General features: G+C 63.9%; 5 protein-coding genes. 3 read left to right on the forward strand and 2 right to left on the reverse strand.

Going from position 1 to position 15,054, the window contains the following annotated elements; genetic code table 11:
• Window positions 1-408: 408 nt before the first annotated feature.
• The gene (locus OKA05_RS21095; RefSeq protein WP_264489176.1) at window positions 409-1,509 is read right to left on the reverse strand and encodes a substrate-binding domain-containing protein; all 1,101 of its coding nucleotides are present in this window, start codon (window positions 1,507-1,509) and stop codon (window positions 409-411) included.
• Between the two features lie 171 nt (window positions 1,510-1,680).
• Here OKA05_RS21095 and OKA05_RS21100 point away from each other — a divergent pair, with 171 nt between their 5' ends.
• Complete coding sequence (locus tag OKA05_RS21100) at window positions 1,681-6,093, forward strand: beta strand repeat-containing protein (protein WP_264489177.1); 4,413 nt, start codon at window positions 1,681-1,683, stop codon at window positions 6,091-6,093.
• A gap of 595 nt (window positions 6,094-6,688) precedes the next feature.
• Window positions 6,689-11,830 carry a cadherin domain-containing protein gene (locus tag OKA05_RS21105; RefSeq protein ID WP_264489178.1) on the forward strand — a complete coding sequence of 1,714 codons (5,142 nt, stop codon included), beginning with the start codon at window positions 6,689-6,691 and terminating at the stop codon, window positions 11,828-11,830.
• 686 nt (window positions 11,831-12,516) lie between these two features.
• Here the strand turns inward: OKA05_RS21105 and OKA05_RS21110 are convergent.
• Complete coding sequence (locus OKA05_RS21110; RefSeq protein WP_264489179.1) at window positions 12,517-13,896, reverse strand: Gfo/Idh/MocA family protein; 1,380 nt, start codon at window positions 13,894-13,896, stop codon at window positions 12,517-12,519.
• Window positions 13,897-14,205: 309 nt separating this feature from the next.
• Between OKA05_RS21110 and OKA05_RS21115 the strand changes: the two genes are divergently transcribed.
• Window positions 14,206-14,988, forward strand: a complete 783-nt coding sequence (locus OKA05_RS21115) for a hypothetical protein (protein WP_264489180.1) — start codon at window positions 14,206-14,208, stop codon at window positions 14,986-14,988.
• Window positions 14,989-15,054: the final 66 nt, after the last annotated feature.

The following is a 15,054-nucleotide window of genomic DNA, read 5'->3' on the forward strand; positions in this document are numbered from 1 at the left end:
AAACATCTCTTAGGAAAGTACCAGTGCAACCTGCATCATCCGCCCATCTCGATCTAACAGGTCCTTAAAGGCATTGGAATGAATTCCGCGCTCCCAGTGGACAATGGCGATGTCTTCCAGGGTTCTTCGAAGTTCGTCTGTTTCGCGTCTCTTCGCGGTTCGATTTCTTTGCCCGGACCCGGCTGGATGGCTGCGTTTCAAAGCAAGGCGCTCCAGTAGTTGAGCTTTCATTGGTTGCCTTGTGTCCGCGGGATGTGACCGGCTTCATCGCGCCCCTTCAGGGCTCCGTTTGTTAGATGAGGTGACCCGGGGCGCCGCTGCGCTTGCCCCCGGGGCTGAGAGATGTCGCGCCGTTGGCGCTGGAGAGGACTGGCGGTCGGGATGTCGCGCCGAGGACTGGCGTTCGTTTCACCGGCCGGCGGGGGCGAGGCCTTTGGCGGGGGCGATGGTTTCGCCGGGTTCGAAGGTGGCGGGGAACACCGGTTGTGCGAGGTCGGTGCCGCCCTTGGCGAGGCACTTGACCCAGCGGTCGACGCGGCGGATGTGTTCGTGGACAGGCCACTTGAAGTGCGCGGGGGCGAGTGGCAGCAGCGAGAATAGCGGACCCGCGGTCATGCAGATGAGCGAGACATCGCGTGGGACGCGGATGCCCTTGAGCCCGAAGAAAACGAGCGCGGCGACGTAGGAGGCGGGATCGACGAAGATGAGGGCAGTGGGGGGGGTGAGGAGGAACAGCGACTCTAACAGCTTTTCCAAGCCTGCCGGGGTTTGTTCCCATGCGGGCAGGTTGTAGCTGGTGGGGGTGTGGCCGCATTCTTCCATGGCGGAGAGGAAGGCCTGTCCGGTTTTGCTGGGGGAGGGGAGGCGCCAACTGTCCGGCGAGATCGTGACGATCCTGCGATGGCCGAGTTCGCTCAGCGTGCGGACGGAGGCGAGGATGGCTTCCGCGATGGTGGTGGCGCTGCTGGCGACGGGCTGGCCGGAGAATCGGCCGCCGACGGCCATCACGGGGAGGGCGCGCTTGGCGAACCACTCGAGCACTTGCTCGGTCGCCGAGTAAGCGACCCAGGCATCGGCTTTGGCGGCTTCCACCATGCGCGAGATGCGCGGGAGCTTGTAGCCGAGTTCGGCCATGCAGCGATCGGCGAAGAAGCAGATGTGCCCGGCATTCTCGATTCGGCGCCTGACGCCCAGCATCATTTGCTGGGAGTAGAGGTTGATCTCGTCCAGATGGCTGGAGAGCAGGATGCCGACGCGCAGGACCTTGCCCTTCCGCTGGGAATCGCGGGAAAGAACGATCTGTTTGCGACGGCCGGGGCCACCGGATTGGAGGCTGCCCTCGAGTTCGAGGAGGTGCAGCGCGCTCTCCACGGTGGACTTGGAGACGCCGAGCTCACGGACCAGTTCGCGGATGCCGGGAAGCTGTCCGCACCAGTGTCCGCTGTGAAATCCCACCCGCAGGTGGTCCGCGATTTGCTCGATGACCGACCGTTGGCGGAAGGGATGCACGCTTAAGGAGAAGTGATGGAAAGTGAAATCAGGGCAAGTCAAACCGTCCTGTTTTTTAGGACAGGGAGTAAGAACTAACCCCTTTGCCTCAGTACGGCAGGGGTCTATCGGGGTATACCTCGTGAATCCCCGAACCCGTGTTTCCACTCGCCTCAAAAAAAACACTCCCTCATGAATCCTCGAAATAATCCCTTCACCGTCGCCTCGCTGCTCTCGGTCGCCTCGCTCACCTCGATTTGCGCCGCGCCGCTCTATTGGAAAACCAGCACCGCCGCCGCGTGGACCAGCGCGACGTGGGCGACCTCGCCCGGCGGCACTTATGACCAGCCATGGGTGGCGGGTTCCGATGTCATCTTCGAAGACAATCTCGGCACCGCGCTGACCATCACGGGAGCAGCCACCGACTTCGCCTCCATCACCGCGAATGAAAACGTGACGGTGACGCCGGGCGGCACGCTCGGCACTGGCGGCACGATGGCGATCGTGGACGTAGCCAGCGGCAAGACGCTCAATTTTGCCGCACAGGCGATATCCACCGCGGCCGGCACCGGCTTCGTCAAGAACGGTGCGGGCATCTGGTCGCTGGCGAATGCCGGTGCCTATCCCGGCGGCTTCACGCTGAATGCCGGCACCGTGGCCGTGGGGAATGCGAACGCGCTGGGCTCGGGCGGCGCGCTGGTCATCAACGGCGGGACGATTCGCTCCAATGACGGCACCGCGCGCAACCTCGGCGGCAAGTTCTCCTCCATCACGCTGGGCGGCAATGTCACCCTCGGCGATACTGTCAGCAACGGCGCGCTGACCTTCAACACCAACACCTCCCTCGGGGCGGCCACCCGCACGCTCGCCGTGAACAGCGCGGTGACCCACACCGGCATCATCAGCGGTGGCGCGGGAGTCGGCATTGTCAAGACGGGTCCCGGACTGCTGACGCTCGGCGGGGCCAATACTTACACCGGCACCACCTCCATTTCGAATGGAGTGGTCTCGATCGCCACGACCGGAGCGATCCCCGGATTTGCGACGAACGGCAGCTACTCAGTTGCCAGTGGCGCCGGCCTGGCGGTGGCCAATGCGGTCACCGATGCGAACATTGCAAGCATGCTCGGGACCACGAATTTCGCGGGGGGATCGGCGATCGGTTTCGACACCACCGCAGCGAGCCGGGCTTATGCCGTGGTTTTGGCCAATACCGCGCAGGGCAGCTTGGGATTGGTCAAGGAGGGGGCCAACACCCTGACCCTCTCGACCGCCAACACCTACACCGGTGGCACGACCGTCAATGCCGGCACCGTGGCGCTTTCCAATGCGACAGCGCTGGGATCGGGCGCGGTTCAAGTCAACGGCGGCGCTACCGTCACGGTCAATGCCAGCTTGGATGTAAGCAACGCGGTGACCCTGAAGCGCGGTACCGCCAGCAGAGCCCAGATCATTCTCGGCAGCACCAACACCGGCTCCACATGGAGCGGGAATATCACGGTGGATAATTCAAACGCCGTGAATAATAACTTCGCCGCCATCCAGGCAGGTGGAAACTCCGCCGCAGTGGCGAGCGTCGTCTCTGGCAATATCGGCTACAGCGTCCTGGGAGGGGCCGGAAGTGCCACCAGCCAGAGCCTCGTCCTGCGCACCACCGACCGGTTTGGAAAAGTGACCGGCTCGATTTCCCTCGCCGAGGGATACCTTCAGATGTTGGACAGCACCAAATGGGAGTTCAGCAATACCTCCAATACTTGGGGCACGCTGGACGTCAGCCACGCCGGTGCCATCGCCACGGTCGGCGCGACCAACACGCTCTCGCCCAGCGGGGTGGTTTATTCGAACGTGGCCGGCACGCTGCTCCTGAACAATCAGCTCGCCACCACTGCCTACAACCAGACGATCGCCGGCTTGGGTGGCAATGTGAAGGTGGGACTCCTCGCCGGGGCCGCCACACTCACCTTGAACACCTCGTCAGACCAATCCGGTTCCGGAGTGATATCGGGTAACATCAGCCTGGTGAAATCGGGAGCAGCGAAACAGACCCTGACCGGGGCCAATACCTATACCGGCTCGACCACGATCAATGGCGGGACGCTTGCGCTGGGCACCACCGGCACGCTCAGCACTGGCGATCTCGCGATCAGCAACGCCACCCTCGATCTCCGCAAGGGCTCAGCCAACCGGACCCAGACCGTCAACAACCTGACGCTTTCCGGCGCGACGCTGAACATCGGCCTCAATGCCTCCGCCGACCAGATCGAGGCGCTGGGGACCACCACGGTCAACGGCACGAATACGCTGAAGTTGCACGGCAGCGTGCCCACCGGCGTCTATAACCTGATCACGACGCAGTCCGCCCTCAGCGGCACCTTCGTGCTGGATACCAGCGGCGTGACGCCCTCCGGCTTCCCGACCGCCTACAGCGGGGCCATCCAAGGCAACAGCTATGTCCTGACCGTGACCGGTGCCGCCACTCCCCTGACCGCCTACTGGCGCGGCGATGTGAGTTCGGTGTGGAGCGACTCCTCCGCCGCTCCCAACAGCAACTGGGCGACCGACGTCACGGGGACTTCCGATACCGGCCAGATCGCCGGGGCGATCACCGAGGTGCACTTCTCCGCCACCAACGCTGCCAACAAGAACACCACCCTCGGAGCGGATACCAGCATCTATGGCCTCATCTTCGATGAGAATAGCGGAGCCGCCACGGTGGGAGGCGCCAATACCCTCACGATCCTGAATGACTTAGGCTTCGGGATCGACGTCTTCCCTGGTGCCGACGCGACGCTCAGTACCGGAGGCATCGTCTGCATCGCCACGGCCGCCGTGCAGGCGGGCGGCACGCTCACGGTGAACAGCGGCGGCTTGGGATCCGGTCCGCTGGTCGTGGATGGCATCCTGAACCTGAACATGAATGTGACCCAGTCGTCGCTTGGCGGGCTCAATACCGGCGTCATTTCCCGCGGCATCGCGGGAGCGGGTGTCCTGACGGTCTCCACCGCGGCGAACAGCCTCTATGAGGGCGCGATCAACAACGGCGCGGGCACCATGGCATTGGTCAAGGGAGGCACCGTCACGCCATCCACGCTGACCCTGTCCGGGACCAGCGACTACACCGGCGGCACCACGATCACCGGCGGCATCCTCCAGGCGAATAGCTCCACGGCCCTCGGCAGCGGCACGGTCGCCATCAATGGCGGCCAGCGTCTCGGCCTTGGTGACGGGGTGACCCTGGCGAATGCCATCACGGTGGGTGCGAACAGCAGCCCGCAGGGGAACGGCTTGATCACGGCCTTCCCCGCGGCGTCGAGCACGACCACCGTGACCGGCCCGATCAGCATCACCAGCGCGGCGGCCGGCGGCGGCCACTTCGTCAATTCGGGAGTCGGCACCTTCGATGTGAAGAGCGTCATCACTTCCACGGTCCCGGTCACTCACCGGAGTGGCACCATCACCTACTGGGGTGCCGTCGGTACCAGCTACACCGCGATGTCGGTGACAGCGGGAACTGCCCGCCTCGCCGCGAACAATGGTCTCTCGCCCACGGCCACCTTGACCATGGGACAGAGTGGTGCATCCACCTTGGATCTCGCCGGCTTTAACCAGACGCTGGTCGGAATCACCCGCTTCACGCCAAACCCATTCGCCGCAACCATCGGCAACAGTTCGACCGCCACGGACTCGGTGCTCACGACCACCGGCACGTCGGTCTTCGACGGGGTGATCGCGAATGCGGTGAGCGGCGGCACGCGGACCACGGGGCTCACCGTCAGCAGCGGGGCGCTCACGCTCAGCGGGGTCAACACCTACACGGGCAATACCACGATCGGCACCGGCGCGGGCCTGACCTTGTCGGACAATGCGCAGCTCCGCTTCAGCATTGGGGTCGTCAGCAACAGCATCAGCGGCACGGGCTCCGCATTCATCAATGGCGACTTCAACATCGACACCACCGTCAGCGAAGCGGGACCGGCCACCTCGGGCACGTGGAACTTGGAGACCCTCGGCGCTTCTTCGGTGTATGATACGACCTTCCAGGTGCTCAGCGGCACCACACCGTGGACCGCCACCGGCGACGTGTGGACGAAGACGGTCGGCACCAAGAGCTATTCCTTCGATGAAGCGACCGGGGTGCTCACGATGACCACCGTCTCCGGAGGCTTCGATGCCTGGGCTACTTCCAAGGGCCTGGCCGGTGGCGATGCGGCCTTCGATGCGGATCCGGATTTCGATGGCATCGACAATGGTCTGGAATTCGTGCTGGGCGGCGAGCCGAACCCCGCCAACCCGGGCTCGAGCTCGACGGCGCTGCTGCCGACGGTTTCGCAAACCGGCGGCAACCTGACCTTCACCTTCAAGCGCAAGGATCTGTCCGAGTCGGGTGTGGTGCTGACATTCCAGTGGTCGACGAACCTGGTCTTCCCGTCGCCCGCCAATGATGTGCCGGTCGGCCAGGTGGATTCCACCACCGACACCATCACGGTGGATGTGACCGAGGATGCGCCGGATGCGGATACGGACACGATCGCCATCACCATCCCCGCGGCGAAGGCCGTGGGTGGCAAGCTCTTCGGCCGGCTGAGCGCGGTGAAGGTGCCTTGATCGTGAGGCAGCGAGATTGAACAACTTCTCTGGGGCAGGGTGCGATTCGAGGTCGGATCCCTGTTTCTGAGGCGAGAAGAGGGGCGGGAGGCTGATTGGCCTCCCGCTCTTTTTTAGGCTCCGGCAGGTTTGCTGAGGCCGGCCCGGTCGCTGCGGGCTTGTTTTACGCAGTGCTCACAGAGGAAAGGCAGGAGGTCACAAAGTAAGGCAGGGAGAGAATCTCAATCACCCTCACTGCCTTCCCCCTCGGCGACCTCGCATAAGGAGCCGAGACCTTACTGTCGCTTTGGACAGACCGGCGTCCTCGGCTCGCCTCAAGAGTCCGGCGGAAAGTGTGAACGGGAATGAACGGGACAGTAAGGTCCCGGCTCCTTATGGGGGGAAGCCATCGGGCGGTCTCCCACTGCCACCGGACTTGTAAAAGGAACAACAGGTTCGGCGGATTGATGGATGGCGGAACGGCAATCTGGCGCTAGTCTCAAAGTTGAAAGCAGGTCCCTCGCGGATGCATGTTGCATTTCGCGCTGTTTTTACTTTTCCTGCGATTTCCGGTAAGTTGGTACGGCCTTCTGCTGTCTTTGGGTGTCAGGCTATCATGAAAACGTCTCTTTTTGCCTTAAATACTCCGTTCTCGCCCGCGTTGCCGAAGAAGCTTCCGCGCTGGACGGGGATGGCCGCAGGTGTGGCGGGATGGCTGGGCAGCGTGCTTCTCGCGCAGGCGCAAGCGCTGCCGCCGGCGCTGAATCAGGTCCGGCCGGCGAATGCGGTGGGGACCCATTTGTCGACGATCAACACGGGCAAGGCGGTTTCGCAGGCGAGTTTCCACCGGGGGCTGCTGTTCGTGCCGATGGGGTTCGACCACGGCGGTGGCCAGGGGGCGGGAGCCTTTGCCTTCTACAATCTGGACAATCCGGCGGCACCGCAACTGGTGCTCGATTCGCGCGATCATGCGGCGCGCTACCAGACCACGGGGCAGTTGAACTACGTGGGCAATTGGGCGGAGATGCACCACAACTGGATTTCCGGCGACCGCGTGTTGATCTCGGAACGCCGGAGCAGCTCGAACGGGCTGGCGGTTTTCGACATGGCGCCGGTGTACGATACGGATCCCGCCACGCTGCCGGAGACGCTCGGCCGGATGTCCTACGCCGGGGTGGGTGCGCCGACGAATTACGAGGGGTATTGCTTCGCGGTCGGTTGGCAGGGGAACCGCTATGCGTATGCCCCGACCGGCGCGCAGGGGCTCTACATCGTGGATACCACCAATCCGGCGGCGATGACGCAGATGGCGCATGTCTCGCGCTCCGCGTTGGGGAACCGGACCTTCCTCGGTGCATGGCCGATCGGCAATTTGCTGATCCTGAGCGACATCAACAGCACGAGCTGGGTGAAGTTTTTCGACATCTCGAATCCGGCCAGCCCGGTGGCGATCCCCGGTGGGGAATTCAATGCGCAGATGGGATACTTCGGCTTCGTGCACGGGAACCAGTTTCATGGCGCGGGTTCGCCGGTGGTGACGCACGATTTCACGAATCCGGCCGCGCCGGTGCGGCGGGTGCTCTTCAATTCGCCGGGCTTCACCAATCCCGAGTATGGCTACGGACAGGACGATCATATCTTCATCGGCCACTACCCGGGGGCGACCCGCTGGCAACTGAATGACGCTGCCGCGCCGACGGCGGCGGTCCAACAGCCGCGGATCAATTCGGGGCTGGTGGACGATCACGCGTTCCTCAATCCGATCGGCAATCTCTCGCTGCTCTGCACGGATCACAACAATCCGCTGAAAATGATCGTGGGCGTGGCGACCACCACGCCAGATACCACGCCGCCGGTCGCGCGCTTCGTGTCGCCGACCGATGGCGCGCTGAACCAGCACGTGCTGTCCCGGGTGGGCATTTCGTTCTCCGATACGATCGATCCGCAGTCGCTCGGTACCGACAGCTTCCAGGTCCGGAACGTGGCCAACGGCGCGCTGGTCGCGGGGAGTTTTTCGTCGATGCTCGGGATCGTCAATTTCGTGCCGGACGCGCCGCTGGAGGCGAGCTCGACGTATGAGATCATCCTCACCGCGGGTGGGGTGACGGACCAGTGTGGCAACGCGATTCCGAGCACGACGCGGGTCGGCGCGTTTTCCACAGGCAGCACGTTGACCGTCTATTCGGCGAAGCCGGATGCGAGCAGTCCGGTGGTCGAGGGAAGTGCTGCCGCGCTGAATGCGACGGTGACCAATCCGGGCAATCTGGCGCTGGAGTTTTCCTGGGACTTCGGCGACGGCACTCCGACCACTGCATGGACCTCCTCGCCGGCGGCCAGCCACACGTGGAATACCCGTGGGAATTTCTCCACCACGCTGCGCACACGGGTGGCCGGATCCGGCTATGCCACGGCGTCGAGTGGTGTGCAGGTGGTTCATCTGCCGCTGGCGGCGGTCCGGCCGGTCAGCAGTACGACGATCACCGTAGATCCCGATCGCGCGGTGGTCTGGAACGTGAATCCCGACCAGGACACGATCACCGCGATCGATACGGCGAGTCTGGCGAAGCTGCGCGAAGTGGCGGTGGGTGACCATCCCGTGGCCCTCGCGATCGGCGCGGGTGATGACCTGTGGATCGCGAACAAGAACACCGCCACGCTCACGCGCCTGCGCCGCGCCGATGGGGTGGTGCTGGGCACGCTCGCGCTGCCGGCCGGGAGCGATCCCCATGGGCTGGTGATCGATCGTGGAGCGAACATCGGCTACGTGAGTCTCGAAGGCACGGGGCAGATCGCGAAGCTCGATCTGGCTGCTGGAACCATCCTCGCCACGCAAGCGGTGGGGCCGCATCCGCGTGGCCTGGCGCTCGATGGCCAGCGCGGGATGCTCTACGTTTCGCGATTTATTTCCCCGGATGAAGGCGGCGTGGTGTACCGCATCGACCTCACTGATTTCAGCGTGGAGAGCCCGATCGGGCTGGCAGCGGTGATGACGCCCGAGAGCCTGGTGAACGGTCGCGGCATCCCGAACTACCTGATGGCTCCCGCGCTTTCGCCGGACCTGACGCAAGGCTGGGTACCGGCGAAGAAGGATAACATTTTCCGCGGCGGGCTGCGCGACGGGCAGGCGCTGACCTTCGAGTCCACGGTGCGCTCGATGGCGGCGAGATTGGATCTGGAAACGCAGGCCAGTGCTGTGAGCGAGTCGGTCGATTTCGACAACAGCGACTTCCCAACGGGTGCTGCCTTCAGCCCGCTCGGCAACTACGTCTATTTCGCCACCAGCGGCTCGCAGACGATCTGGGTGGTGGATGCGTGGAATTCCGCGAACCGGTATAGCATTTCCAGTGGTGGCGCGGCACCCGATGGCATCGCCTTCAGCGAGGATGGTGCGCGGTTGTTCGTGCACAATTTCCTCGAGCGCAAGGTCACGGTGCTGCGCAGCACCGCCTCCTGCGGGGGAGTCTGCGGGACCACGCCGCAACTGGCGGCGATCGCCACCGTGGCGAGCGAGGCGCTGCCGGCGCAGGTTCTAACAGGCAAGCGTTTGTTCTACGGCACCAACGATCCGCGGCTGGCCCAGGAGGGCTACATGAGCTGTGCCTCCTGCCACCTGGATGGCAGCCATGACGGGCGCACGTGGGACTTCACCAGCATGGGCGAAGGGCTGCGCAATACGATCGACCTCAACGGCCGCGGCACCGGCCACGGGCCTTACCACTGGAGTGCGAACTTCGATGAGGCGCAGGACTTCGAGGGCCAGATCCGCGACTTCGCGCAGGGAGTGGGGCTGATGGCCGATGGGTCGTTTCATGCCGGCGACCGGGCGCTGCCGCTCGGCCAGGCGAAGGCCGGGGTCAACGGGGATCTCGATGCGCTGGCCGCTTATCTGGCCTCGCTGACCAGCGCCGGTCGCAGCCCCCACCGGAATGCCGATGGCTCGCTCACGGCGGAGGCTACCGCGGGCCGGGAGATCTTCGTCGCAGAGAACTGTGCGACTTGCCACGGCGGCGCGACCTTCACGGATAGCGCGTCGCTGCAGCGACACGATGTCGGCACGCTGACGAGTGCCTCCGGGGAACGGCTCGGCGGGACGCTCGATGGCCTCGACACGCCGACGCTGCGGGGCTTGTGGAAGTCTGCTCCTTACTTGCATGACGGCTCCGCGGCGACCTTGGAGGAGGTGTTGCGGGATCGCGATCTGTCCGGAAAGCACGCCGGTCTATTCGCCCGCAGCGATGCGGAGGTGAATCAACTCGTGGCGTATTTGAATTCCATCGATGACCTGGAAACGTCCGCTCCGGGCGGGGCGGGAACTCCGCCATCGATCTCGCCAATCGCCGACCGCACGAGCGACCTAGGCAGTCTGGTCGCCTTCACCGCAAGCGCGAGCGGCGGCACCGCGCCGTATGAATGGGAAGCCTTGGGGCTGCCGCCGGGAATCGCCATCGATGCCGCGACGGGGGAATTCCAAGGGGCTTCCGAGGTCGCGGGCCGGTATCGCGCCACGGTGGCGGTGCGCGATGGAACGGACCGGGTTTCTTCAATCGCATTCTGGTGGACGATCACGGACCCGCTGGCGTGGCGCTACCTGCGGCTCCGCTCTAACAACACGCACAACGGCGGGTTCTTCATGGTGCTGACGGAGTTCCATCTGCTCGGTGGCGATGGCCAGCGGCTGGATCGCAGCGGCTGGGCATTCAGTGGAACCCAAGCCGAGGGCAACCACCCCTACACCAATGCGACCGATGGCAATGAGGCGACCTTCTGGCATACCCGCTACACCGGCAGCAGCCCGCCTAACACCTCATTCCCGCACGACTTCATCGTGCAACTGCCGGATGCGAAGCGCATCTCGGGCTTCCAACAGCTGCCGCGCTACGATGGCCAGGGCAACGGCGTGACCAAGGACTGGACCTTCTCCGGATCCAACGATGGCAGCACCTGGACGCAACTCGGCAGCGGCACCTTCGCCAACAACCTGAGCTGGAAAAACATCACGCTGAGTGGCGGGGCGGGCAATCAAGCGCCGGTCATCGCTGCGCCCGGACCACTGACGGTGATCGAGAATTTCCCGGCGGGAACACCGGTTGCGCAGCTTCAGGCGACCGATGCTGATGTGGGGCAATCCCTCACCTGGTCGCTCGGCACTGGCAACAGCGGCGGGTGGTTTGCGATCGATCCGACCTCGGGTGCGCTCACGCTCGCGCAGCCGCTGGATTTCGAGACGCGGGGCTTGTATCGGCTGCAAGTGATCGCATCGGACAATGGAAGTCCGGTGCGCGGAGCGGCCACCGAGCTGGTGATCCGGGTGGGCAATGTGATCGAGACGCATGGCGAATCCGTGCACCTGTCGCTCACGGGTGCCGGAGGCACTTATCCGGGGCATGGCAATCCGGCGCTGATCGACTTCGATGCGGACCCGGACGGCGATGGCATCGTGAATGCCTGCGAGATCCTGTTGGGTTCGGATCCCTCGGTGCCGAATGCGCCGGCCGCGGTGGAGATCCATCGCGTGGTCGATGGCGGGCAGACGTGGGTGGAGTATGAATACCGCACCGCGGATGACAGCGGCCTGACCCCGCGGCTGACCGCGTGCTCCGGACTGGATGAGCAGTGGCAGGCATTGGCGAACGCGCCGGTCCGCGTCGGCACGGTCAATGGCATCTCGACGTGGCGGGTCCGCGATGACTTCTCGCTGGAGGCAGAGCCACGGCGGTTCTTCCGACTGGAGATCGAAGCTGGCGATGTGGTGGACTAGGGTGCGTTGTTTTGCCTTTGCTTTGCTTGGAGCGTGGCTGTCGAAGCTGGGTTCGGGGGGAGAGAGTGAACCGCGAAAGAACGCGAAACGACCCGAAATTTGTTAGAAGGAACATCTTCTCCTGACGGCGGAGAGGCTTTCTTTCCGGGATTCTGTTAGATCGGCTCTTGTTTCCGCGTCGTTTCGAGAGGCATAGGAACTAGAGAGAGCAGGAGAGGAAAGTCAGTCGATGAGTCCCGAATGGCGCGGGATCAAGCCTGTGATCGGGGCGCCACGTCACGCTGGGAGCGCTGAGTTGATGGCTCTCTGTCAGATATGCTGAGGCCGCGTGCTCTGGTTCGGGCAGGATCTCCCGGGCGCTAGCGATATAGTAAAGGCGGGGCCCTTCTGCCATAAGGAGCCGCGACCTTACTGTCCCGTTCATTCCCGTACACACTTCCCCAACGACCTCTTGAGGCCAGCCGAGGCAAGGGACCCCGTCTGTCCAAAGCGACAGTAAGGTCGCTGCTCCTTACGCGAGGTCGGAGGCGCGGAGCGACGGGCAAGTATCAGCAGATCTGACGGAGATCCGAATTTATTCCCCCTAGAGGGTAGGTTCGCCGGGTTTTCCAGGCGGAATAAATTGCCCGGGAGGAAGTAGATGGCCCGGGCCACTTCCGCTGCGCTCAACTTCCGCGTTCCCAGTGTCAGGCCACGACTTCGAGGGGCTTGAGGGCCTTCCATGCGCCGCGGGTGAAGTCGGGGAATTCGACGGGCGCGCTGCCGGCGGCCACCGACTTCGCGGAGAGTTCGAGCACCGAGGACCATGCGGCGGCATCATACACGGTGCTGTCCGGGGTCTTGCCGTCGCGAATGCACTCAAGGTGGCGGATCATCATGACGGTATCCATCCCGCCGTGGCCGCCGCCCTTGGCTGCTTCCTCCAAGCGCTTCAGGAGCGGATGCTTGAATTTCTCACGCATCGCATTGAATTCGCCGGCCGGGAGCCATTCGTGGCTGCCGGTCTTGACGCCGTATTGGCCGGGATCGTTGAGAGCGAGGCGATCCGGGTAGCCGACGAAAGTGGCACCGGTGCCGGAGAGCATGTTGATGCGGCTGTATGGGCGAGGCGAGATGATGTCGTGCTGCACCATGATCGTGCGACCGAGCTCGGTCTTGATGATCGAGGTATTCATGTCGCCGGTGACGTATTTCTCCGAGGCGTGCTTGCCGCCGTTCGGCTTCTTCTCGTCGCGCCACTTGGTGAGGCCGAGTTCGGGCGAGGAAACGGAGACGATGAATTTGAAGCGATCGCCGCGGTTGATGCCCATGTATTGGGCCACCGGACCGAGGCCGTGGGTGGGGTAGAGATTGCCGTTGTATTGCTTGTGATATTCGCGGCGCCAGTCGCCTTCGGTACCGAGCTGGAACAGCATCGAGCGAAGGTCATGAATGTAGGCGGCCTCGCCGTGGGTGATGTCGCCGAAGACTCCTTCGCGCGCCATGTTGAGGACCATCAGCTCGCTTTCGCCGTAGCAGCAGTTTTCGAGCATGATGCAGTGGCGCTGCACGCGCTCGGAAGCGTTCACCAGGTCCCAGCACTCCTTGAGGGTGACCGCGGCGTTGACTTCCACCATGGCGTGCTTGCCGCCCTTCAGCGCGCCCAAGGCCATGGGCACGTGCCAGCCCCATGGGGTGGCGATCACGATGACATCGACATCGTCGCGCTTGCAGATGGCTTCCCACGCATCGACATCGCCGCAGATGACGGCCGGCTCCTTGCCGGTCTTTTGTTTCACCTGATTGACGCCGTTGTTGCAGCGGTCCTGGCGGAGGTCGCACACGACGGTGACTTCCGCGAAGCCGCTGGCGAGGGCACCCTGCAACAGCGCGATGCCACGGCTCAAGCCGATCACCGCCACGCGCACCTTTGCGAGCGGGCGGGCTTGTAGATCGTGCACGGACTTGGCACCGGGGAGACGCGCTGGCGGGCTCGCGCCAGCCGCGCCGAGAGCGGAGCCCAGAAGACTCACGCCGATGCCCGGGAGGGCGGTCTTCTTCAGGAAATTGCGGCGGGACGTGCTCATGGATCTCGGTATTTGGGTGAAAAGCTCAGGTTTGCTGGGGGAAATTGACTGGAGCTTCTACGATGTGTCAACGAGGCCGCTTTCGTAAATCCGTCTCAACGCGACACAGGAATCGTTTTGGAGACGGTGAGTGGTGAAGGGTTTCGGGCGTTGCGGAATCCTCCAGCGGGACAATCCTGCGGGGATTGAAAGCGGGTCTGGTCATCCTTCCGTTGCTGATTCTCGGGCTGGTGGTTTTTTATCAGGCTTCGCGGAAGCCTGTGAGCGAGTCGTCGTCGCCGGGGGCCCCGCGGGTGGAGGAGAAGGGCGGTGCTCGACCGCTTGCTGCGCCGCCGCCGGGGCATGCAGTGGGATCAGATCGGGGCACAGCTCCACCTTTCTGGATCGCCGACGGGACGGATCGACGAGACGAGCGACTACGGGCGGTTTCTCGGCGAGGTGGAGAAGATGAGCGGGCCGCAGCTCATCGCGGCGTATGATGAACTCGTCGACTCGGACGTGCCGGGAGACGTGAAGATTCGCCTGCAGGCGCAGCTCATCGGGAAGCTGGTGGGACGGGACACGGAATTCGCGCTGGAGCGATTCTCCGACTATCTGCGCGAGCCTTCGGGCGAGACGGGGGCGCTCTTGATCGCAGGCTTCAATGACTGGGCGGTGAAATCGCCGGTGAAGGCGGAGCTGTGGCTGGATGCGCGGATTGAGGATGGATCGCTGGACGGGGGTAGTGGACAGGGTGAGGTTCCGGTTCGCGTGCTCTATGAGCGTGGGTTGATCCGCAGCTTGTTGATGAGCCGTCCGGACCAGGCGGGTGCGCGGCTGGAGGCATTGCCGGAGGGCTCGCGGGCGCTGGCATTGCGAGGGAATGATATGCCGCAGAGCCAGGCGGCCTATGCGAAGCTGGTCCGGCAGTATTTGCCGGCGGCGGAGCAGGAGGGCGACTTTGTGCGGATGGCGGTTTCCGCGCGTTACATGGAAGGTGAGGAGGGGGTGGCGAAGCTGTTAGATCGGATCTCGGCGACGGCGGTGGAGCGGGAAGCGATTCGCAAGCGGGTGGCCGGTCAGGGTGGGGCGGGTGTTCCGCCGGTGAGGTGATTTTGGTGGAGGGCGGGCAGTGACTTCGCCTTGATGGGGAGCTGGAGGCCGGATTATATCGGTAGC

The sequence above is a fragment of the Luteolibacter arcticus genome (assembly GCF_025950235.1).
GTDB lineage: Bacteria > Verrucomicrobiota > Verrucomicrobiia > Verrucomicrobiales > Akkermansiaceae > Haloferula > Haloferula arctica.

Bases quoted from the DNA above. Each gene is read 5' to 3' on its own strand.
- OKA05_RS21100 (WP_264489177.1), top strand. From the start codon at position 1,681: ATGAATCCTCGAAATAATCCCTTCACCGTCGCCTCGCTGCTCTCGGTC.
- OKA05_RS21105 (WP_264489178.1), top strand. From the start codon at position 6,689: ATGAAAACGTCTCTTTTTGCCTTAAATACTCCGTTCTCGCCCGCGTTG.
- OKA05_RS21110 (WP_264489179.1), bottom strand. From the start codon at position 13,896: ATGAGCACGTCCCGCCGCAATTTCCTGAAGAAGACCGCCCTCCCGGGC.